General features: G+C 72.7%; 18 protein-coding genes and 2 pseudogenes. 13 read left to right on the forward strand and 7 right to left on the reverse strand.

The genetic code is table 11. The features are described from left to right. Positions 1-17: 17 nt before the first annotated feature. The 6 genes and pseudogenes from VIW71_RS21250 to VIW71_RS21275 all read left to right on the forward strand — a co-directional run bounded on the left by VIW71_RS21250 (position 18) and on the right by VIW71_RS21275 (position 5,423). Complete coding sequence (locus tag VIW71_RS21250; RefSeq protein ID WP_331624034.1) at positions 18-779, forward strand: metallophosphoesterase family protein; 762 nt, start codon at positions 18-20, stop codon at positions 777-779. Positions 780-870: 91 nt separating this feature from the next. Further along, a pseudogene (locus VIW71_RS21255) lies at positions 871-1,314 on the forward strand (SRPBCC family protein); the annotation flags it as partial. A 123-nt stretch (positions 1,315-1,437) separates the two neighbouring features. After that, positions 1,438-2,850 carry an ArsA family ATPase gene (locus tag VIW71_RS21260; protein ID WP_331624035.1) on the forward strand — a complete coding sequence of 471 codons (1,413 nt, stop codon included), beginning with the start codon at positions 1,438-1,440 and terminating at the stop codon, positions 2,848-2,850. Between the two features lie 319 nt (positions 2,851-3,169). Beyond that, on the forward strand, positions 3,170-3,565 hold the full coding sequence (locus VIW71_RS21265; protein WP_331624037.1) for a DUF5304 family protein: 396 nt from the start codon (positions 3,170-3,172) through the stop codon (positions 3,563-3,565). Between the two features lie 55 nt (positions 3,566-3,620). Continuing rightward, positions 3,621-4,562 carry an ROK family glucokinase gene (locus VIW71_RS21270; protein WP_331624039.1) on the forward strand — a complete coding sequence of 314 codons (942 nt, stop codon included), beginning with the start codon at positions 3,621-3,623 and terminating at the stop codon, positions 4,560-4,562. 93 nt (positions 4,563-4,655) lie between these two features. Then, positions 4,656-5,423, forward strand: a complete 768-nt coding sequence (locus VIW71_RS21275) for an endonuclease/exonuclease/phosphatase family protein (RefSeq protein ID WP_331624040.1) — start codon at positions 4,656-4,658, stop codon at positions 5,421-5,423. Between the two features lie 74 nt (positions 5,424-5,497). On the opposite strand, the gene VIW71_RS21280 is transcribed toward VIW71_RS21275, so the two are convergent. Further along, positions 5,498-6,082 (reverse strand): hypothetical protein, encoded by a 585-nt coding sequence (locus VIW71_RS21280; protein ID WP_331624041.1) that lies wholly within the window; start codon positions 6,080-6,082, stop codon positions 5,498-5,500. Next, positions 6,075-6,875: an alpha/beta hydrolase gene (locus VIW71_RS21285; protein ID WP_331624042.1), complete on the reverse strand. Its 801-nt coding sequence runs from the start codon at positions 6,873-6,875 to the stop codon at positions 6,075-6,077. Before VIW71_RS21285 ends, VIW71_RS21280 begins: the two co-directional genes overlap by 8 nt. A gap of 177 nt (positions 6,876-7,052) precedes the next feature. Here VIW71_RS21285 and VIW71_RS21290 point away from each other — a divergent pair, with 177 nt between their 5' ends. The 4 genes and pseudogenes from VIW71_RS21290 (at position 7,053) to VIW71_RS21305 (ending at position 10,833) form a co-directional block, all read left to right on the forward strand. Next, positions 7,053-7,862 (forward strand): lysophospholipid acyltransferase family protein, encoded by an 810-nt coding sequence (locus VIW71_RS21290; RefSeq protein ID WP_331624043.1) that lies wholly within the window; start codon positions 7,053-7,055, stop codon positions 7,860-7,862. A gap of 18 nt (positions 7,863-7,880) precedes the next feature. Next, positions 7,881-9,080 (forward strand): annotated as a pseudogene (gene macS, locus VIW71_RS21295) (MacS family sensor histidine kinase). Then, positions 9,077-9,859, forward strand: coding sequence for a response regulator transcription factor (locus VIW71_RS21300; RefSeq protein ID WP_331624045.1), 783 nt, complete (start codon positions 9,077-9,079; stop codon positions 9,857-9,859). The pseudogene macS and the gene VIW71_RS21300 overlap by 4 nt, the downstream one beginning before the upstream one ends. A 344-nt stretch (positions 9,860-10,203) precedes the next feature. Next, the gene (locus tag VIW71_RS21305; protein WP_331624046.1) at positions 10,204-10,833 is read left to right on the forward strand and encodes a uridine kinase family protein; all 630 of its coding nucleotides are present in this window, start codon (positions 10,204-10,206) and stop codon (positions 10,831-10,833) included. A gap of 84 nt (positions 10,834-10,917) precedes the next feature. Here VIW71_RS21305 and VIW71_RS21310 read toward each other — a convergent pair whose 3' ends face one another. Next, positions 10,918-12,846: an anthranilate synthase family protein gene (locus VIW71_RS21310; protein WP_331624047.1), complete on the reverse strand. Its 1,929-nt coding sequence runs from the start codon at positions 12,844-12,846 to the stop codon at positions 10,918-10,920. 287 nt (positions 12,847-13,133) lie between these two features. Then, complete coding sequence (locus VIW71_RS21315; protein WP_331624048.1) at positions 13,134-15,962, reverse strand: N-acetylmuramoyl-L-alanine amidase; 2,829 nt, start codon at positions 15,960-15,962, stop codon at positions 13,134-13,136. A gap of 194 nt (positions 15,963-16,156) precedes the next feature. Here VIW71_RS21315 and VIW71_RS21320 point away from each other — a divergent pair, with 194 nt between their 5' ends. Together VIW71_RS21320 and VIW71_RS21325 are read left to right on the forward strand one after the other, a co-directional pair. Further along, positions 16,157-17,506 (forward strand): class II 3-deoxy-7-phosphoheptulonate synthase, encoded by a 1,350-nt coding sequence (locus VIW71_RS21320; RefSeq protein ID WP_331624049.1) that lies wholly within the window; start codon positions 16,157-16,159, stop codon positions 17,504-17,506. Positions 17,507-17,636: 130 nt separating this feature from the next. Then, on the forward strand, positions 17,637-17,921 hold the full coding sequence (locus tag VIW71_RS21325) for a (2Fe-2S)-binding protein (protein WP_331624050.1): 285 nt from the start codon (positions 17,637-17,639) through the stop codon (positions 17,919-17,921). Between the two features lie 29 nt (positions 17,922-17,950). Here the strand turns inward: VIW71_RS21325 and bfr are convergent, their stop codons facing one another. Next, positions 17,951-18,430 (reverse strand): bacterioferritin, encoded by a 480-nt coding sequence (gene bfr / locus VIW71_RS21330; RefSeq protein ID WP_331624051.1) that lies wholly within the window; start codon positions 18,428-18,430, stop codon positions 17,951-17,953. A gap of 207 nt (positions 18,431-18,637) precedes the next feature. Between bfr and VIW71_RS21335 the strand changes: the two genes are divergently transcribed. Continuing rightward, positions 18,638-19,255, forward strand: coding sequence for a sulfite oxidase-like oxidoreductase (locus tag VIW71_RS21335; RefSeq protein WP_331624052.1), 618 nt, complete (start codon positions 18,638-18,640; stop codon positions 19,253-19,255). 270 nt (positions 19,256-19,525) lie between these two features. Here VIW71_RS21335 and VIW71_RS21340 read toward each other — a convergent pair whose 3' ends face one another. Further along, complete coding sequence (locus VIW71_RS21340; protein ID WP_331624053.1) at positions 19,526-20,386, reverse strand: deoxyribonuclease IV; 861 nt, start codon at positions 20,384-20,386, stop codon at positions 19,526-19,528. Positions 20,387-20,390: 4 nt separating this feature from the next. Further along, the coding region (locus tag VIW71_RS21345; protein ID WP_331624054.1) for a Stk1 family PASTA domain-containing Ser/Thr kinase at positions 20,391-21,274 on the reverse strand (884 nt) is incomplete at its 5' end.

The following is a 21,274-nucleotide window of genomic DNA, read 5'->3' on the forward strand; positions in this document are numbered from 1 at the left end:
CGCTATACAGTGACCGCATGCGGGTGCATGTGGTGAGCGACGTCCATGGCGCGGCCGAGGCCCTGGCCAGGGCGGGCGACGGCGCGGACGCCCTGATCTGCCTGGGCGACCTGGTGCTCTTCCTCGACTACGCCGACCATTCGCGGGGCATCTTCCCCGACCTCTTCGGCGTCGCCAACGCCGACCGCATGGTCGAACTGCGCACCGCCCGCCGCTTCGAGGAGGCCCGCGCTCTCGACCAGGAGCTGTGGGCCGGTCTCGACCGCCGAGCCACCATCGAGACCGCGGTCCGCAAGCAGTACGCGGAGCTGTTCGCCGCCTTCCCCGCACCGACGTACGCGACCTACGGCAATGTCGACATTCCGGCGCTCTGGCCGGAGTACGCCGGACCCGGCACCACCGTGCTGGACGGCGCCACCGCGGAGATCGGCGGCCGGGTCTTCGGCTTCGTCGGCGGCGGCCTGCGCACCCCGATGCGCACGCCGTACGAGGTCGACGAGGAGGAGTACGCGGCCAAGATCGCCGCCCTCGGTCCGGTCGACGTGCTCTGCTCGCACATCCCGCCCGCGATCCCCGAGTTGTGCTACGACACGTCGGCGCGCCGGTTCGAACGCGGCAGCGAGGCGCTGCTCGACGCGATCCGCGAGACCCGGCCCAAGTACGCGGTGTTCGGGCACGTCCACCAGCCGCTGGTGGCCAGGACCCGGATCGGCCGCACCGAATGCGTCAACGTCGGCCACTTCAACCACACCCGCACCCCGTGGGCCCTGGAGTGGTGACCGGCGTGGTGACCGGCGTGGTGACAGGTCACGATAGCCTTCGGGTGCATCCAGCAGCAGCTTCACAGCAGTAGTCCGGAGGGCCACGGCGATGGCGGAACACACGAGGTCGAGCATCACGATCGAGGCGGCTCCGGCCGCGGTCATGGGGGTCATCGCCGACTTCGACCGCTACCCGGAGTGGACCGGCGAGGTCAAGGAGGCGCAGGTCCTCGCCACCGACGAGGCGGGCCGAGCCGAACAGGTCCGCCTCCTGCTGGACGCCGGCGCGATCAAGGACGACCACACCCTGGCGTACCGCTGGATCGGCGACAGCGAGGTGCGGTGGTCCCTGGTCAAGTCCCAGATGCTGCGCACCCTCGACGGCTCCTACGCCCTCGCCCCGGTCGACGGCGGCGCCCGCACCGAGGTCACGTACCAGCTCACCGTGGACGTCAAGATCCCGATGCTCGGCATGATCAAGCGGAAGGCCGAGAAGGTGATCATCGACCGGGCGCTTGCGGGCCTGAAGAAGCGTGTGGAGACGGTGCCCGGCGCTACGGAGCCGGCCGCGCCCGGCGGTACGGACAAGGCTGTGCGTTCCGACGGGGCCGCGGGCGGGGCTGCGACGGCGGGCGCGGCCGAGTCGGCCGACACGACCAACGGCCCGGCCTGACCCGTGAGTTCACCGCGGACGCTGCTGATCACCGGGGCCGCCGGAGCCGGCCGTACATCACTGGCGGCGTCCACCGCCGCGGCCTCGGCCCGGTCCGGCGCCCAGACCCTGTTGCTGACCGCGGACACGGAGGCGGCCCAGTGGCTGCTGCCGCCGGCCCGGCGCACGAAAGGACGGTCTTCCCGCGGCCACGGGCATGGCGCGACGACCGGCCGGACGCCCGCCCATGAGGCGCCCCGTTCGCTCGGCGGCGGGGCCGGCGCCGAGCCGGGCGCCGACGGGCTGCCGCAGCCGTACGCCGTGGACGGCATCCCCGGGCTCCACGTGGCGCTGATCGATCCCGGCACCTCCTTCCGGGCCGGTGCGCTGGACCTGCAGGGGCGGGTCGGGAGCCTGCTCGGGCTGCTCGGGGCGGCGCCCCTGGATCCGGAGGAACTGACCGAACTGCCCGGCGCCGGCGCGCTCGCGCTGCTGCGCACACTGCGCGAGGCCCATCCGCGGCACGGCGCGGCGGACGAGGACGGGCCGGGGGGACCGCGGGACCCCGGGTGGGACCTCGTCGTGGTGGACCTGCCCCCCGCACGGGACGCGATCGCGCTGCTCGCGCTGCCCGAGCAACTGCGCCGCTACCTGGGGCGGTTGCTGCCCGCGGACCGCCAGGCGGCGCGGGCGCTGCGGCCGGTGCTGGCACAGCTCGCGGGGGTGCCGATGCCCGCCGAGTGGGCGTACGAGGCGGCGTCCCGCGCGGACCGCGAGCTGGCGTCCGTGCAGGCGGTGATCGAGGATCCCGCGACGGCGGTGGCCGTCGTCGTGGAGCCGGGCCCGTACGCCGAGGGGGCGCTGCGGACGGCGCGGACCGGGCTGGCGCTGTACGGGCACCGGTTCGCCGCGGTGGTCGCCAACCGGCTGCTGCCGACGGGTTCGGCCGACCCGTTCCTCGCGGGGCTCTCCGGGCAGCAGCAGGACCACCTCAAGGCGCTGGCCGAGCAGTGCGCGGCCGACGACGTACCGCTCTACGAGCTGCCGCACCTCGGGGGTGCCCCGCGCGGCCCGCAGGACCTCCAGCGGCTCACGCCGGCGGGCGCGGTGACCGGCGGCGCGGGCGAGGCGTTCGAGCACGGCGCTCCGCGCGCCGGTGCCGCCGGCGCGGCCCGCCCGCCCACCGAGCCCTGGAGCGTGGAGGACCGTCTCGCGAAGGACGGGCACTTCGTGTGGTCGCTGCCGCTGCCGGGAGCGGCACGGGAGACGCTGGACCTGGTGCGGCGCGGCGACGAACTCGTGGTGGACGCGGGCGGGTTCCGGCGGATCATGCCGCTGCCCTCCGCGCTGCGGCGGTGCACCGTGGCGGGGGCGGCGCTCAGGAGCGGGGTGCTGCGGGTGCGCTTCGCGCCCGACCCCGAGCTGTGGCCGCGCTGACGGCCGGGCCGGGACCGTGGGGCGGCGCGTGACGGGGGTTGTGCCTCGGGTGTGGTGCGGGTCGCGCACCGGGTGCGTTTCGCGCCCGACCCCGAGCTGTGGCCGCGCTGACGGCCGGGCCGGGACCGTGGGGCGGCGCGTGACGGGGGTCGCGCACCGGGTGTGGTGCGGGCCGTGCCTCGGGCATGGCCAGTGCCGTGCCCCGGGCGTAGGGCGACCCGCGACCCGGCGTCGTGCCGCGGCCCGTTCCGCGGTTGTTCGGGTAACGTCGAAGGTGAGTCGAGACAAAAGACCCCGCCGTGCCCGTTTGGAGCCGATCATGAGCGAAGCCACGGACCGTCCCGACGCCGACGCGTGGGCGAAGGCCAGCGCCGAGGACATCGCGGCCGAGCACGCCCGACGGCGCGCCCGCGCGGGGGAGGACCCGGGCAGCGCCGCCGAGGAGCTGCGCCGGTTCGCCGAGGCCGTCACCGAGGCGGTGTCGGAGCGGCTGCGCAGCCCGGCCGTGCAGATCGCCGCGCAGGGCGTGATCTCCCAGGTGCGTTCGGTGGTCGAACCCATCAAGGACCGCAACCCCGAAGTCTTCGACCACCTCGCGTCGGCCGGCGCCGAACTGCTGGCCGCCTACCGCTCCGCCGTGGCCGGCGCCGAGGACCGCTGGACCGCCGGCAAGAGCACCCGGCGTTCACCCGCTGAACACATCGACCTCGACTGACCTCCCCTCCGGTACGGTTCTCCCTAGCGGGGATCGACCGAAAACTGAGGGACACATGGGACTCACCATCGGCGTCGACATTGGCGGCACCAAGATCGCGGCCGGAGTGGTCGACGAGGAAGGCTCGATTCTCGAGACCGTCAAGTTGCCGACGCCTTCGACTCCCGAAGGCGTCGTGGACGCGATCGTGGAGGCGGTGCGCCAGGTCAGCGCCGGTCACACGATCGAAGCCGTCGGCATCGGCGCGGCCGGGTACGTGGACGACAAGCGTGCAACGGTGCTCTTCGCGCCCAACATCAACTGGCGGCACGAAGCGCTCAAGGACAAGGTCGAGCAGCGGGTCGGCCTCCCGGTCGTGGTGGAGAACGACGCCAACGCGGCGGCCTGGGGCGAGTACCGCTTCGGCGCCGGACAGGGCCATTCCGATGTGATCTGTATCACTCTCGGTACGGGCCTGGGCGGCGGCATCATCATCGGCAACAAGCTGCGCCGGGGTCGCTTCGGCGTCGCGGCCGAGTTCGGGCACATCCGGGTGGTGCCGGACGGACTGCTGTGCGGCTGCGGCAGCCAGGGTTGCTGGGAGCAGTACGCCTCCGGGCGCGCCCTGGTCCGGTACGCCAAGCAGCGGGCCAACGCCACCCCGGAGAACGCGCAGATCCTGCTGGGCCTCGGTGACGGGACCGTGGAAGGCATCGAGGGCCGGCACATCAGCGCCGCCGCCCGCCAGGGCGACAAGGTCGCCATCGACTCCTTCCGTGAACTGGCCCGCTGGGCCGGCGCGGGCCTGGCCGACCTGGCCTCGCTCTTCGACCCGTCCGCGTTCATCGTCGGCGGCGGCGTCTCGGACGAGGGCGAACTCGTCCTCGACCCGATACGCAAGTCCTTCCGGCGCTGGCTGATCGGCGGCCAGTGGCGGCCGCACGCCCAGGTGCTCGCCGCGCAACTGGGCGGCAAGGCGGGCCTGGTCGGTGCGGCCGACCTGGCACGTCAGGGCTGAGGGCCGGCCCGGCCCGCCGCCACTGACGGACCGCCGGTACGTCAGGATGACGTACCGGCGTACTGACGGACAGGACTGACGGGGACAGGTGCCATGATCGTGGACGATCTGCCGAGCTCCGCCACCGAGCCCGGGGGCTCGGCGGTCATCCGCGTGCTCAGCTACAACATCCGCTCCATGCGGGACGACACGGCGGCCCTGGCACGGGTGATCCGTGCCTGCGCCCCCGACCTCGTCCTGATCCAGGAGGCTCCGCGGTTCTTCCGATGGCGCAAGGCCGCGGACCGCCTCGCGACGGCGACCGGACTGGTGTACGTGACCGGCGGCGCGACCACCGCCGGTCCCATGATCCTCTCCTCACTGCGCGCCCACGTCGAGCGCACCGAGGACGTCCTCATGCCGCGCACCCCCGGACTGCACCAGCGCGGGTTCGCCACCGCGGTCCTCCGCATCGGCGGCACCCGGCTCGCCGCCGTCAGCACCCATCTCAGCCTCAGCCCCGCGGAGCGCCACACCCAGGCCGGGCTGGTCCTGGAACGCGTCGCCGCGACGGGCGAGCCGCACGTCGTCCTCGGCGGCGACTTCAACGAGCCGCCGGACCGGCCGGGCTTCGCGCGGATCGCCGCGGAACTCCAGGACGGGTACGCCACGAAGCCGTGGGGCGGAGGGGTCACGAACACCCGGCCGCCCTATCAGCGGATCGACGCCGTCTTCGCCACGTCCGGGGTCGAGGTGCTGGGATGCGGTGTCCCCGCGGAGCTTCCCGGGATGACCGCGGAGGACGTGCGCGCGGCGTCGGACCACAGACCGGTGCTGGCCGCACTGCGCGTGCCGGCCGACGCCGGGCAGCCGCAGCCGTAGCCGAGCCCGCCCGGGGCACCTCGCAGCGTCAGCCGGGGGAGTCCGCGGGCAGACGGGCGCCGCGGGGCACCGCACTACACCACCGCGCCCCCGCCCGGCATCTCGTCGTCGTCCTCGCCCGTTCGCATGCGGGCGACCAGCGTCCCGAAGCCGCCCAGGAAGCCGCCGATGCCGACGGTGATCGCCCACCAGGTGAGTTCGAGGCCGAAGAGCACGAAGGCGAGCAGCAGGAGGGGGCCGCCGAGGACCGCTGTCCAGGCGAACTTGGTGGTGACGTCGGCCTCGGGGAGCGGCGGGGGCTCCGGGGGTACGAAGTGGGCGTCATCCTCGTCGTCGGCCAGTTCGTAGTTCCGGGGGCCGTGGATGACCGGGTGGATGACGATGCTGCGGTCGGTGGGCGGGAGCACCGTGCTGACGGCGGAAGGTCCGTCGACGTCGGGGGACGGGTCGGCCTCCGGTTCGGCGGACGGCTGGTCCGCGGGCTCGGCGGCGGGCGGGTCCTCCGGGACGTTCTCCGCCTCCGGCCAGGACGCCGCCGCGCCCGGCTCCGGTTCGGCGTCGAAGCCGGCGACCAGCGCGGCCCAGGCCGCGTCCTCGTCCAGCGGCGGGCGGGCCGGCTCCTCCTGGGGGGCGGCGCCCTCGTCCTCGCGATCAGCCACCGGCCGTACCCTCCTTGGCCGCCTCGCCCGCGCCGGCACTCGCCGCGCGGGCGGACAGCCGCTCGATGAAGTCGTACGACTCGGTGAAGACGCGCTCGGCGTCGTGGTCAAGAGTGGCCACGTGGTAGCTGCGCTCCAGCACCCGCTCGGTGACGTCGGTGGAGGAGACCCGCGCCAGCACCACCGCGGAGTTCGAGGGGTGCACCACGTGGTCCACCCGGCTGTGCAGCAGCAGGAGCGGCTGGGTGACCTGCGGCAGGCCGGCGTGCACGATCCGCCAGAACCGGCTGAGGGAGTGGACCGCGTGCAGCGGGGTGCGGTCGTAGCCGAGTTCGGCGCCGCCTTCCGCGGCGATGTCGCTGGCGATGCCCGCGACGGACGGCACCACGTGCCGCAGCACCGGCACAGCCTTCAGTTGCAGACTGTCGGCCTTCACCGAGGGGTTCACCAGCACCAGTCCGCTGATCGCCGCGCCGTGCCGCTGTGCCAGCCGCAGCGCCAGCGCGCCGCCCATCGACATGCCGCCGACGAACACCCGCGAGCAGCGGTCCGACAGAGCCGCCAGTTCACGGTCCACCTCGGCGTACCAGTCCTGCCAGCCGGTGAGCTGCATGTCCTGCCAGCGGGTTCCGTGCCCCGGCAGCAGCGGTACGGAGACGGTGAGCCCGCGGCCCGCCAGGTACTCGCCCCAGGGGCGCATGGACTGCGGAGTACCGGTGAAACCGTGACAGAGCAGGACGCCGGTCTCGCCGCCGTCGTGGCGGTACGGTTCGGCTCCGGGCATGAGCGGCACCGTGGTTCTCCTGTTCGAGGACGCGTACGCGAAGTACACGGTGGTCGGGAGATCAGCGTACGCGGCCGGGATACCACGCGGTAAGCCCTGCCGGACGCGGCACCGGCGCGTGCGCCGTGAGGCGATACCGCGGGCCGGTGGAGTTATGGTCGTTCCGACAGCTCACAGGAGGATCGTTTGTTCTACGGCGCGATGAAGATCGTCATCGGCTCACCGCTCAGGGCCGCGTTCCGCCCCTGGGTCGAGGGCCTGGAGAACGTGCCCCCGCGGGGACCGGCGATACTGGCCAGCAATCATCTGTCGTTCTCCGACTCGTTCTTCCTGCCGGCCGTGCTGGACCGCAAGGTCACCTTCATCGCGAAGGCCGAATACTTCACCTCCCCCGGAGTCAAGGGGAAACTGACGGCGGCGTTCTTCAAGGGCGTCGGGCAGCTCCCGGTGGACCGTTCGGGCGCGCGCGGCGCGGGCGAGGCGGCCATCAGGAGCGGCATCGCCGTACTGGAGCGCGGCGAACTGTTCGGCATCTACCCCGAGGGCACCCGCTCGCCCGACGGCCGGCTCTACCGCGGCAAGCCCGGCGGTCTGGCCCGGGTCGCGCTGGCCACCGGCGCGCCGGTGATCCCGGTCGCGATGATCGACACGGAGAAGGTGCAACCGGTCGGCAAGGTGATGCCCAAGCTCTCGGTCCGTCCCGGCATCAGGATCGGCCGTCCGCTGGACTTCAGCCGCTACCACGGCATGGAGGGCGACCGCTTCATCCTCCGCTCGGTCACCGACGAGGTGATGTACGAGATCATGAAGCTGTCCGGCCAGGAGTACGTGGACATCTACGCCACCGCCGCCAAGCGGCAGATCGCGGAGGCCGCCAGGCACGAGGCGAACGAGGCGAACGCGAACGAGGGGCAGGGGACGGCGAACCCGACGTCGGCCGAGCGGCCGGCGGACGAGCGGCGGCCCGCGGGCACCGAGCAGTCGTCCGGGGCGTGACCGGGCGCGGGGGAGACCATGGCGTGGATGTCCGTCGAGCAGCCGCTGTGGCGCGCGCTGATCGCGTACCGTCTGCTCTCCCTCGCCTACGCGCTCGCGATGTAGGGCCACGCGTACGGCGAACTGCGCCATCCGCTGGCCGCGGGCGCGTACATGGCCGTGCTCACCGTCTGGACACCGGCCACCACCGGCCGGGTGCGGAACGCCCAGCGCTGCACCAAGGGCTTCCTGACGGCCGATCTGACCATCGCGCTCACCGGTGTGCTGCTCACCGCCGTGGTGGACACCCCCGCCCGGATAGAGTCCGGAGCCTTCACGCTGCCGTCGATCTGGACCGCGGGCTCGGTGCTGGCCTTCGCGATCAAGGGCGGCTGGCGGTGGGCCGCGCTCGCCGCCGGGCTGGTCGCCGCCGCCGATCTGGTCGAGCGCGGCGCCCCCACCCGGGACACCGTGCACAACGTGGTCCTGGTCTCGGTGGCCGGCGTCGCCATCGGCTACGTGGTCGAGGTGGCACGGGCCAGCGAACGCACCCTGGCCCGCGCCCTGCGGATCGAGGCCGCCACCCGGGAGCGCGAACGCCTCGCCCGCGACATCCACGACGGCGTGCTCCAGGTGCTCGCCATGGTGCAGCGGCGCGGCGACGAGGCAGGGGGTCAGGCCGCGGAACTCGGCAGGCTGGCCGGCGAGCAGGAGGCCGCGCTGCGCGCCCTGGTCTCCGGCGGCCCGCCGCCCGACCGCTCCGCCGACGACCCCGCGGCCGGTCCGCATGACCTGCGGACCCTCCTCACGCCGTACGCCACCACCCGCGTCACCCTCTCCGCGCCGGGCACCCCGGTCCTCCTCGACCCGGACGCGGCGACCGGACTGACCGCCGCGGTCGGCGCCGCGCTGGACAACGTACGGGCCCACGCCGGCGAGCGGGCGCGGGCGTGGATCCTGGTGGAGGACGAACCGGACGCCGTGCTCGTCACCGTACGGGACGACGGCCCCGGCATCGCGGAGGGACGGCTCGCAGCCGCCGAGCAGGAGGGGCGCCTCGGGGTCGCCCAGTCCATCCGCGGCCGGCTCCGCGACCTGGGCGGCACCGCCGCCCTGGTGTCGGTCCCGGGGCAGGGCACGGAAGTGGAACTCCGCCTGCCGAAGCCGCGCACCCTGGCTCGGACACCCGCCCCGGGCGGCCCCGAACTCTCCGAAGCGAACGGAAGGCGCACCCGATGACCGTCGGTACCGCCGAAGGCAGCAGCACCCGGCAGGAGGCGCCCGTGACGGTGATGGTCGTGGACGACCATCCGATGTGGCGGGACGCCGTCGCGCGGGATCTGGCCGAGGCCGGGTTCCAGGTGGTCGCGACCGCGGGGGACGGGCCGGAGGCGATACGCCGGGCCCGCGCCGCCCGCCCGCAGGTGCTCGTCCTCGACCTCAACCTGCCCGGGGCGTCCGGCGTGCGGGTCTGCAAGGAGGTGGTGGCGCACGACCCGGCCGTCCGGGTCCTGGTGCTCTCCGCGAGCGGCGAGCACGCCGACGTGCTGGAGGCGGTCAAGTCCGGTGCCACCGGCTACCTGCTGAAGTCCGCGGGCCGGGAGGAACTGGTGGACGCGGTGCGCCGGACCGCGGTCGGCGACCCGGTCTTCACCCCGGGCCTGGCCGGGCTGGTGCTCGGCGAGTACCGCAGGCTGGCGACCGAGGACGCGTACTCGGCCTCCGACCAGCCGGCCGCGGTACGGCTGCCCCGGCTGACCGAGCGGGAGACCGAGGTGCTGCGGCTGGTCGCCAAGGGGCTGAGCTACAAGCAGATCGCCCAGCGCCTGGTCATCTCGCACCGCACCGTGCAGAACCACGTACAGAACACCCTCGGCAAGCTCCAGCTCCACAACCGCGTCGAACTGGTCCGCTACGCGATCGAGCGCGGACTCGACACCGCCTCCGGCACCTCCTCGAAGAACGGCGATGCCTGCGACGACGAGGGCGAGGGGCGCCGCAAGGGCGGCGGCAACTGACGAGGCGCCGGCTCGGCCCGCGGTCGGCTGCGCCCGATCGAGGCGGTGCGTGACCACGACTTCGGCACGCGGTGCCGCTGCGCGGTGTCCCGGATCGCCCGGGTGCCGACCGGCGGGCGCCGGCCGCCGGCACATCGGTCGATCCGGCGCTCCACCAGGAAGCGAAGGTCTTCTTCGGGGCGGTGATCGGGCCTCGCGGGGCCCGCTTCCTGCCGCCCGGCGCTCCGCCGGGCGTCGCTCGGCGGGCACTGCTTGCCGCAGGGGATCTCCGGGACCTATCCTCCCTGCACCCGGCTAGTCCGGCCGCTTCGTTTACCCCTTGAGCACCTGAAGGAGCGCCCGGTATGACGGGTGTGGCGAGCTGGCGTACAGCGCCAGTACTGGCGGTCGCAGGCGGCACCGCTTCCGGCAAGTCAACCCTTGCCGAGGCGCTGGCGCGGCACCACCCCGAGACCGTCGGTCTCATTCATCTCGACGACTTCTACGACCGCCTGCGCGGGGTGCGTACGATGAGCGCCATCGGCGTCGAGATCCTGGACTGGAACCATCCGGCGTCCATGGACGAGGCGGCCGTCGCCGAGGCCGTGGACGAGATGACCGCGAGCGGGCAGTACCGGCTGGTCGTGGTCGAGGGGCTGTTCGCCCTCGCCCTGCCCGCGGTCACCGAGCGGGCCACCTGGCGGGTGTACGTCGACACGCCCGACGACATCCGGCTCGCCCGCAAGATCCTCCGCAAGATCGAGATCCTGGGGCAGGACCCGGGGCTGGCCCTGCGCAACTATCTGCTGAGCGGACGCGAACGGCACGCGGCGCACGTCGCCCCCTCCCGCTCTCTCGCCGATCTCGTGGTGGACGGCACGGAGGACGAGTTCGTGATGATCGCGGCCGTCCTGAAGCTGGTCGGACCGGTTCTGGCCGAACCGGTCCGAGCCGAGCCCGCCCTCGACGCGAGCGATTTCCGCGAGACCGCCTAATGAGTGCCGCTGACGCGGCACTGGTTTCCCGGGGCGCGCAGAGGCCGGTAACAAGGCGCCCCTTCGGGGCACGGACGCGGAGGGTCAGCTCACCGTGACCGTCGTGAGCATCTCGGCGACAAGGGCGGGGCCGTTCAGGGTGAGGACGGACTCGGGATGGAACTGGACCCCGCAGAAGCCGGCGCCGCGCATCGCGTGGATGTCGCCGGTGGCGGGGTCGCGGCTCAGCTCGACCCCGTGCATCGCCAGCTCGTCCGCGGTCGCGAAGTCGCAGCGGGCGGTGAAGGAGTTGTAGAAGCCGACCGTTTCCGGGCGGCCGAAGAAGTCGATGGTCTGCTGGGCGCCCTGGAAGGGCTCGTCCTTGCGGACCAGGTCGAGTCCGAGTTCCGCGGCGATCAGCTCCTGGCCGAGGCACACCCCGAGCAGGCCGTGCCGGTGGCCGGCCACCAGATCCGCGGCGAGCCGCCGCAGGAACCGCATCTTGGGGTCGGCGGGGTCCGCCGGGTCGCCGGGGCCGGGGCCCAGCACCACCGGGCCGGCATGGCCCAGTGCGGCCTCCCGCAGGCCCGGATCGTCGTAGCGCCGTACCGTCACGGTGAGTCCGAGCGAGCGCAGCACGTGGGCGAGCATCGCGGTGAAGGTGTCCTCCGCGTCCACCACGAGGGCGCGCCCGGTCAGCGGCCCCACCTCCGGGCCGGTACGCATCCGCAGCCAGAAGGGCGAGAGGTGGGCCCGCCGCGCGTCCAGGGCGGCCCGTACCCGGATGTCGTCGGCGAGCCGCGGCCGGGGCCCCGCGGCGGGTCCGGACAGCGCCGGGCGTACGCCCAGCGCGGTCAGCACGGCGGCGGCCTTGGCATGCGTCTCGGCGACCTCGGAGCGCGGCCGGGAGTGCCGTACCAGGGTCGCGCCGACCGGCACCCGCAGCTCGCCGTCCGGGGAGATGTCCGCAGTGCGGATGAGGATCGGGGAGTCCAAGGTCTGCGCGCCGCCCGCGTCGCGGCCGATCAGCGCCAGCGCGCCCGCGTAGTAGCCGCGGCCCGAACCGTCCTGTCCGCGCGGCTCGTAGCGCTCGATCACCCGGCAGGCGTTCTGCACCGGCGACCCGGTGACGGTCGCGGCGAACATCGTCTCGCGCAGCACCTCGCGCACGTCCATGGTGGAGCGTCCGCGCAACTCGTACTCGGTGTGCGCCAGATGGGCCATCTCCTTCAGCCGCGGGCCGACCACCACCCCGCCGAGGTCGCCGACGGCGCACATCATCTTCAGCTCCTCGTCCACCACCATCGTCAGCTCCTCCACCTCCTTCGGGTCGTGCAGGAACTCCAGCAGCCCCTCGGTGGTCGGGCCCTGCCCGGGGTAGCGGTAGGTGCCGCTGATCGGGTTCATCACGACGGTGCCGCCGGACATCCGCACGTGCACCTCCGGGCTGGCGCCGACCAGGGTCCGCTCCGGGGTGTGCACGACGTACGTCCAGTACGCGCCGCGTTCGCCGCGCAGCAGCCGGGCGAACAGGGCGAGCGCGGCGGCCGGACCGTACCCCGGCACCGAGCCGCGGAAGGTCCGGCGGATCACGAAGTTGGCGCCCTCGCCCTGCCCGATCTCGTCCTCGACGACCCGCTCCACGATGCCCGCGTACGTGTCGTCGTCCACGTCGAAGGCGCCGCCCTCGACGCGTACCTCGCGGTCCGGCAGGGCCGGCAGCAGCGCGCCGAGCGGGAGTTCGTAGGACTCCTCGGGCCGCAGGACGACCAGCGGGGTGCCGTCGTCGTGGACGTCGAAGCCGCGCTCGCGGATCTGCCGGAAGGGCACCAGGGCGAGCGCGTCGGTCACCGGGGCGCCGGTGGCCCCGGTGGGCAGCGGGACGGCGGCCAGCCGGTCCACCGTTGTGACCGGGCCGAGCAGCACTTCGACCACTGCCTCGGGGCGGCCCGGGGTTCTGCGGTGCAGCAGGGCGAACGGGGGGCAGCCGGGCGCGAGCAGGCGGTCCACGAGCTGCGGGGGAGTCAGATGCACGGCGTGGCTTCCTTCCGGGGCGGTCCGGACGGTCCCGTGGCCGGGGTCCGGGGGAGAGGAGGGAAGGGCGGCCAGGCCGGGAAACGCCGAAGGCCGCCCTCTGGGGGCGGCCTTCGCGGAGATGTCGTACGCGCGATCAGCGGGCCGCCGGAGGAGCGGTCCACCACCAGTTCTGGTGCATCGTCTGGGTCATCGGCGCGAACATGTGTCCGACCCTATCGCAAACGGCCGGGGCGCGGCACACCGTTCCGAAACCTCCGGGACGGGTGCCGCGGCCGAACGGACCGTCAGAAGAGCTGGCTGTAGCCGCTCCAGCCGCCGCCGACCGAGACCCGGGCGGACCAGGGGGCGGTGGCGCTGCCGGTGCCCTTGTACTGCCACAGGTTGCCCCTGGTGTCCCGGGCCACCATGTCGGCCCTGCCGTCACCGGTGATGTCGCCGACGCCGACCAGCGCGTTGTACGCGTTGAAACCGCTGCCGACCGCCACGCGGGGCGCGAAGACCGCCGAGGTCCTGGTGCCCTTGAAGAGCCAGAGGTTGCCGTGGTCGTCGCGGGCCATCAGGTCGGCCTTGCCGTCACCGGACACGTCGCCGACACCGGCCATCGCGGTGTATCTGATGTAGCCGGTGCCGATCACCACGCGCGTCGCCAGAACGCCGGAGGTGCCGGTGCCCTTGTAGAGCCACAGGTTGCCGTGCGTGTCGCGGGCGATCAGGTCCGCCCTGCCGTCGCCGTTCATATCGCGGGCGCCGACCAGGATCGTGTAGCCGCCGAAGCCGGTACCGACCTTGACCCGGACCTTGAACGGGTGTGTGGCGCTGCCGCTGCCCTGGTAGTACCAGAGCACGCCCGAGGTGTCGCGGGCCACCACGTCACCGACGCCGTCGGCGCGCAACGGCGTCAGCGCGGTGATCGCGTTGTACTTCAGCCAGGTGCCTATCTTGAAGCGGGACAGGAACGGCGTCGAGGCGTTGCCCGTGCCCTGGTGCTGCCAGATCACGCCCGAGGTGTCGCGGCCCACCACGTTGTTGCGGGTACTGCCGGGCAGCGTCGCGGTCGAGGCGACCTGCGCGACGTCGGCGGCCTTCACCCAGGCCAGACGGTGGTTGAAGCGGATCGGGTAGAACTGCGTGTTTCCGGTCACCAGGGTGTGGTCGCCGGGCGCGCTGTTGTCGTAGTTCTCCGCGTAGAAGTAGTTCCCGTTGACCACCGGGCCCGCGGGCACGTACTTCTGCCCGGCGGCGATCGCGTACTTCGTCAGCGCCTTGTCGCTGTCGGTCTGTACCGGCACGTCGGTGCCCGCGTACGCGGCCGACTCCGGGTAGGCCCGGCCGTACACCGGGATCGTGCTGCGGCCGGCCGCCGGGGTCAGCACGGTCACCGAGCCGGACCCGACGGTGGAACTGAACTGGCCGCCCGGGTTGTAGAACCAGCCCTTCTGGCCGCCGTACCAGATCGCGGTCCAGTTGCCGCTCTGCTGCGCGACCACGTACGTGCCGCCCGCGACCACCTTGTCGCCCCAGTCGGGCCCGTCGGTCGTGCCCGCGGTGCCGCTGTGCAGGTACGGGTCGCCGAGCCGGGCCGAGCTGGCGGACGCCTGGGTGTACAGGTAGCCGAAGTTCGCCGGACGCGCGGCCTGGGTCGCGCCGCCGTAGGTGATGGTCGGCTGGTTCGCCGTGGTGTACGGCGGCACCACCCGGATGACCTGGCCGGTGCGCAGCGGGGCGCCCGCGTTGCCCGCGCCGGTCGGCGCGCCGACGAGCGCCATCAGGTGGTTCCAGTCCCAGTACGGGCCCGGATCCCAGTGCATCCCGCCGACGTAGGCGTCCAGCGGGCCCGGTACCTCGTCGTGGCCGAAGATGTGCTCGCGGTCCCGCGGGATGCCGTAGAGCGCCGAGACGTAGCGGATGATCTGCGCGGAGGACTCGTACTGCGGCTCGGTGTACCAGCTGCCCGCCTTGATGGCGTAGCCCTCGTGCTCGATGCCGACCGAGTGCATGTTCACGGACTTGTTGCCCGCGTGCCAGGCGGTGTCCTTCAGCGGCACCATCTGGGTGACCAGGCCGTCCGAGGCGCGGATCAGGTAGTGCGCGCTGGCGTACGCGGTGGGGTTCTGGAAGGTCGCCAGCGAGCCGCTGTAGCTGCCCTCGGTGTCGTGGATGACGATCGAGTTGATCTTCACCCCGTCGGCCGGGCGGTCGGTGACGTCGTAGTTGCCGTAGTCGCCCTTGTCGGTGCCGTTCTGCTTGAACGCGGCCGGGGCGAAGTTGCAGTTCAGCGAGGTCGGGCACTGCGGCGCCTGGGTGGTGGTGGTGCCCGCGAGGGCCGCCAGCGGCGTCCTTGCGGTCTTCACCGCGCGCACCGAGGGCTCGGCTGGCAGCGTCACCTGCTGGCCGTCGTCGGTGATCCGGCTCTCACCGGTCCTGATCGAGTCGAACACCCGGCCCGCGAACAGGTCGGCGCCCTTGGTGTCGGGGGACTGGCTGTACCGGGCGACCGCCGGGTACCAGCGTCCGGTGTCCGGCGGCAGCGAACCGTAAGCCTCCTTCTCGTACCGCGCGAGCAGCGCCGCCGCACCCCTGATGCTCTGCGCCGGGTCCGTGCGCAGCTCGGCGGCCGGCTTGCCGATCAGCTCGGCGGCCTCGTCCAGGGTGTGCAGCCGCGGGTCGGCGGTGTTCACCTTGCCGACCCTGGCCAGCACGCTCTTGTCCGGGTGGAAGTGCCTGGTCTTGCGCGGGTCACCGCTGAGGTTCAGCTCGCTGGAGGCGTCCGACGCGCTGTGCACGGCGATGTCCGCGGCGTTCACCTGGGTGAGCGCCATGACGTTGTAGTTGCCGGTCGTGCTCGGCTGTCCACCGTGGGAGTCCCACAGGGTCTGCCGGTACGAGACGGCCAGCAGAATGCTCTGCGGGACCTTGAACTCTTCCGCGGCGGACGCGAAGGCGTCCTGGAGCGCGTGCGCGCTCTCCCCCTTGCCGTCGGCGGCGTCGTCCGGCGGCGACGCCAGCGCGATCGTGCCGTACGTGGCGGCGGTGGCCAGTGCCACGGCGGCGGCCCCGTAGGCGATCAGCGAGGTCCCACGGCGGTGTCTGCTCCTGCGTGTGCTTCGTGTCAACGCTCACCTCGGCTCTTCAGCACGCCTGGGCGCGCCCTCCCCTGCGCGACCGCTGAAACGGCGGCCGCCTCCGAAACGCGTTGACGCTATCAGGCGTCACAGGGGCTTCTCTGGACCCCCTCGGCACGCGCCGGAATGTCTCACCCAATGGGCGGACGGAAAGCCGTGTGACACGACCCCGTAATGTGGACGGCGTGACCGTGAACGCAACCCTCCACGCCGGTGGCGACACCTGGCACTCCCTTCCCGCGGCGCAGCAGCCCGAGTGGCCCGACCCCGAGGCTCTGCGCGACGTGATCGCCGACCTCGCCTCGTATCCGCCGCTCGTCTTCGCCGGGGAGTGCGACCAGTTGCGCACCCGGATGGCCGCCGTGGCCCGGGGCGAGGCGTTCCTGCTCCAAGGCGGCGACTGCGCCGAGGCCTTCGACGCCGTGGGCGCCGACCAGATCCGCAACAAGCTCAAGACGCTGCTCCAGATGGGAGCGGTGCTCACCTACGCCGCGTCGGTGCCGGTGGTGAAGGTGGGCCGGATCGCCGGCCAGTACAGCAAGCCGCGCTCCAAGCCCACCGAGACCCGCGACGGCGTCACCCTGCCGACCTACCGCGGCGACTCCGTCAACGGCTTCGAGTTCACCGCCGAGGCCCGCATCCCCGACCCGGAGCGGCTCAAGCGGATGTACAACGCCTCCGCCTCCACTCTGAACCTGGTGCGCGCCTTCTCCACCGGCGGCTACGCCGACCTGCGGCAGGTGCATGCCTGGAACCAGGACTTCGTGAAGTCCTCGCCGTCCGGCCAGCGGTACGAGGCGCTGGCCCGCGAGATCGACAACGCGCTGACCTTCATGGCGGCCTGCGGCATCGACCCCGCCGAGTTCCGCACCGTCGAGTTCTTCGCCTCCCACGAGGCGCTGCTGCTGGACTACGAGTCCGCGCTGACCCGTGTCGACTCGCGGACCGGGCAGCTCTACGACGTCTCCGGGCACATGGTGTGGATCGGCGAGCGCACCCGGCAGCTCGACGGCGCGCACATCGAGTTCGCCTCCAGGATCCGCAACCCGATCGGTGTGAAGCTGGGCCCCGGCACCACCCCGGAGGAGGCGCTGGCGTACATCGACCGCCTCGACCCGGAGCGCGAGCCCGGCCGGCTCACCTTCATCGTCCGGATGGGCGCGGACAAGGTACGCGACAGGCTGCCGACGCTGGTGGAGAAGGTCACCGCGTCCGGCGCGCAGGTCGTCTGGGTCTGCGACCCGATGCACGGCAACACCTTCGAGGCCGCCTCCGGCCACAAGACCCGCCGTTTCGACGACGTCCTCGACGAGGTCAAGGGCTTCTTCGAGGTCCACCACGGCCTCGGCACCCACCCCGGCGGCATCCATGTCGAGCTGACCGGCGACGACGTCACCGAGTGCGTGGGCGGCGGCGACGAGATCTTCGTCGACGACCTGCACCAGCGGTACGAGACGGCGTGCGACCCGCGGCTGAACCGCAGCCAGTCCCTCGACCTGGCGTTCCTGGTGGCGGAGATGTACCGGGGGCAGTGAGCGGACGCTTCCTCTTCGGGGGGCGCGGATCACACCGATCCGCGCCCCCCGCTGGTTTGTCGCCCTCCGGGCAGCAGGTAAGGTAAGGGTTACCTACCTAGTCCTCCTGGTCCTGAACGGCGGTGACCGCGTGTACGTCTGCTCCTGCTTCGGTATCACCGAGCAGCAGGTGAGGCAGCACGCCGACGACGGCCGCTGCACTCCCCGCCAGATAGCCTCCGCCTGCAAGGCCGGCACCGACTGCGGCTCGTGCGTCAAGCGCATCCAGGCCCTGCTCGGCCGCGGCGCGGCGTGCGTGACCCGTCCGGTGCTGGAGTCGGCCGTGGTGGGCGACGCCGGCGCCGTGCCCGGGGTGGCGGCGGCAGCCGCGGTCGCCGAACCACCGGCCGGGGTGCCCGCCGCACGAGCCGCCTGAGCGCGGGCCTGCCGCTCCCGCCGGCGGACTCAGCTCTCCGGCTGCTCGAGAAGCTGTGCGAGGTAGAGCGGCTCGCCCAGCTTCTCGACCAGCGCGAGCTGGGTGTCGAGGTAGTCGATGTGGTGCTCCTCGTCCGCGAGGATCGCCTCGAAGAGGTTGGCCGAGGTCAGGTCGCCCTTGGCACGCATCACCGCGGCGCCGCGCCGCAGCCGGTCGATCGCCTCGACCTCGACCTGCCGATCGGCCTGGAACATCTCGGTGACCGTCTGCCCGACCCGGACGTGGAAGAGCCGCTGGTAGTTCGGCAGCGCGTCGAGCAGCAGAATCCGGTCGGTCAGGAGCTCCGCGTGCCGCATCTCGTCGAACGACTCGGACCGGGTGTACTTCGCGAGCTTCACCCAGCCGAAGTTCTCCTGCATCTTCGCGTGCAGAAAATACTGGTTGATCGCGGTCAGCTCCGCCGTCAGCTGCTCATTCAGGAATTCGATGACCTCGGGGTCGCCCTGCATGGCGCGCCGTCCTTCCGTAGGGACCCGGTATCTTCGGTGCTGCGCGCATCCTCGCACCGTGCGCAGATGTGATCCAGTAAGCGGAGACAGATATTCCGGGCGGTTCCGTGGCCGGGACGGGCCGCGGTGGGCCGTCCCGGCTCGCCGCTCCGGGTCGGGGGCCGGGCCGGGTCGGGAACGCCGCGTCCGGTCTGTCACCATGGAGACATGGGTCGGTCCGAGCGTCGTGAGGGGGAGCTCCCTCCGGGGCAGCGGCTCCAGCGGGGCTGGCCGGTCACGCACTACGGCCCGGTGCCGCGGTTCAGGGAGGATCGCTGGGAGTTCCGGGTGTTCGGCGCGACCGCCGACGGCGGCCGGGGCTGGAACCACCAGGAGTTCTCGGCGCTCCCGTACTCCACGGTGATCGCCGACTTCCACTGCGTCACCAAGTTCTCCATGCTCGGCATCGAGTGGGGCGGAGTCTCCACCTGCACGGTGGCGAAGCTCGCACCGCCCGCCGACGGCGTCACACATGTGATGGTCTGGGCCGAGTACGGCTACTCCTCGAATCTGCCGATCGAGGACTTCCTCGACGACAAGTCGATCTTCGCCACCCACGAGAGCGGCCAGCCCCTCACCGCGGAGCACGGTTTCCCGGTCCGCCTCGTCGTGCCCCGCCGCTACGCCTGGAAGGGCCCGAAGTGGGTCCGCGGCGTGGAGTACATGACCGCCGACCGCCGCGGCTTCTGGGAGGAGCGCGGCTACCACAACCTCGGCGATCCCTGGACCGAGCAGCGCTACTCGTACCAGGAGGCACCGGGCGACGGGCCGGAGCTCCAGGCGTAGCCGAAGGCGAAGGCACAGCGGACGACGTTGCCCAGTGCCGCGTCAGCCGCGACGCCGGAGTCTGTCCTGTCGCGATGCCCGGCACGGCACCTGGCGGCGCTGCCGCATCGACCGGGCAGGCCCACTGCCCCACGACGAGGCCGGTCCGGCGCCTTGCGACGCACCGCACCGGACGCCGCTCGTTGACGGGCACGCCCTGATCGCTGCGGGCCCTCGCCGTACGGCGCACGCGGGCCCGTCCGGCCCGCCGGGTCCCTGCGCCTCCCGCCCTCAGTCCGCGCGCAGCTCTTTGAGCAGCTTCACGTCCGCCGCGTGACCCTCCGGTCCGCCCGGGGTTTCGATGATCAGCGGGACGTCGCGGGTCGCCGGGTGCCGCATCAGCGCGCGGAAGGGCTGCGCGCCGATGTGCCCGGCTCCGATGTTCGCGTGCCGGTCCCTGCGGGAACCGCACACGTCCTTGCTGTCATTCGCGTGGATGAGCTTCAGCCGGCCTTCCCCCGCCACCGCGGACAGCTCGTCCAGCAGCCGTGCCACCCCGCCCGGCACCGCCAGGTCGTGCCCGGCGGCGAAGGCGTGGCAGGTGTCCAGGCAGAGCCCGAGCCGCGGGTGCCGGTCCAGCGCGTCCAGGTACGGGCCCAGGTCCGCGGCGAGCGAGCAGAGCGAGGAGCCCTGGCCCGCGGTGGACTCCAGCAGCAGCCACGGGTCGTCCTCGTGCGTCAGCTCGTCCAGCAGCGGGCGTACCCGCTCCCGTATCTGCGCGAGCGCCACCGCGCGCTCCCGGCCGCCGGTCGCCGAACCGGTGTGCACCACCACGCCCAGCGCGCCGATCTGCCGCGCCCGGCGCAGCGAGTGCCGCAGCGAGACCACCGACAGATCCACCGTGGCCTCGGTGTGCGAGCCGAAGTTGATCAGATACGGCGCGTGCACATACGACGGCATGTCGAACTCGGCGCAGCGCGTCCGGAACTCCTCGTCCTGGCGCGGGTCACCGGGCGGGGTCGCCCAGCCGCGCGGGTTGGCGACGAAGACCTGCACGGTCTCCGCGCCGATCCGCCGCCCGAACTCCAGACCCTTCGCGGCCAGGCCGCCCGCCACCGGCACATGGCCGCCGACGCGGTTGCGTACCGGCATCCGGTCAGCGCACCCAGATGGTGATGGTGGCGCCCCTGGGCGCCTGGCTCCCGCCGCCCGGGGACTGGCTGAACACGCTGTCGCCGAAGAACACGTCGATCACCCGCACGTCGAAGCCCGCGTCCTCCAGGATCCGCCGGGCCCCGCCCTCGCTCCTGCCCTTCACATCGGGCACGTCGAACATCTGCTGGCCCTTGGAGACCGTGATCGTCACCGTGTCGCCGGTGCCCACCTCGGTGCCCCCCTCCGGGGAGGCCAGCGCCACGGTGTCCTGGTCGGCCACGTCGGAGAAGACCTTGTCCGGCGCGAGGACGACCCTCAGACCGGCGTCCTGGAGCTTCTGCTGCGCGTCGGTGACCGAATCCCCGACGACGTCCGGCACCTCGATCGGCGCGCCGCGCGAGACGGTGATCGCGACCGGCGTGTCGGGGGCGCGGTCGGTGCCGCCCGCCGGGTCGGTGGCGATCACCCGGCCGGTGGGCACGTCGTCGCTGAACGCCTTCGTCACCGTGCCCGGCACCAGCCCCGCGCCGGTGATCTCCTGCCGCGCGGTCGCCAGTGTCCGGCCGTGCACGTCGGGGACCCGTACCGTCTCCGGGCCCTTGGAGACGGTCAGCGTGACCGTGCCGTTGCTGCGGACGCGCCCGCCCGGCGCGGGGTCGCTGGAGATCACGCTGCCGCGCGGCACGGTGAGCGAGAACGCCTTGGTCACCCTGGTGTCGAGACCGGCCGCCGACAGCTTGTGCTGCGCGTCCCGCTGGGGCAGCGCGAGCACGCCGGGCACCTTGGTGAACTGGCCGTCGCTGATGTACCAGACGCCGGCGCCGACACCGATCAGGCCGAGCAGCACGAGGAGAACGGCCAGCGGGCCGCGCCGGCCGCGGACCC

This window comes from Streptomyces sp., assembly GCF_036524955.1.
GTDB lineage: Bacteria > Actinomycetota > Actinomycetes > Streptomycetales > Streptomycetaceae > Actinacidiphila.

Bases quoted from the DNA above. Each gene is read 5' to 3' on its own strand.
- VIW71_RS21335 (WP_331624052.1), top strand. From the start codon at position 18,638: ATGGGTCGGTCCGAGCGTCGTGAGGGGGAGCTCCCTCCGGGGCAGCGG.
- VIW71_RS21265 (WP_331624037.1), top strand. From the start codon at position 3,170: ATGAGCGAAGCCACGGACCGTCCCGACGCCGACGCGTGGGCGAAGGCC.
- VIW71_RS21305 (WP_331624046.1), top strand. From the start codon at position 10,204: ATGACGGGTGTGGCGAGCTGGCGTACAGCGCCAGTACTGGCGGTCGCA.
- VIW71_RS21300 (WP_331624045.1), top strand. From the start codon at position 9,077: ATGACCGTCGGTACCGCCGAAGGCAGCAGCACCCGGCAGGAGGCGCCC.
- VIW71_RS21340 (WP_331624053.1), bottom strand. From the start codon at position 20,386: ATGCCGGTACGCAACCGCGTCGGCGGCCATGTGCCGGTGGCGGGCGGC.
- VIW71_RS21270 (WP_331624039.1), top strand. From the start codon at position 3,621: ATGGGACTCACCATCGGCGTCGACATTGGCGGCACCAAGATCGCGGCC.
- bfr (WP_331624051.1), bottom strand. From the start codon at position 18,430: ATGCAGGGCGACCCCGAGGTCATCGAATTCCTGAATGAGCAGCTGACG.
- VIW71_RS21250 (WP_331624034.1), top strand. From the start codon at position 18: ATGCGGGTGCATGTGGTGAGCGACGTCCATGGCGCGGCCGAGGCCCTG.
- VIW71_RS21275 (WP_331624040.1), top strand. From the start codon at position 4,656: ATGATCGTGGACGATCTGCCGAGCTCCGCCACCGAGCCCGGGGGCTCG.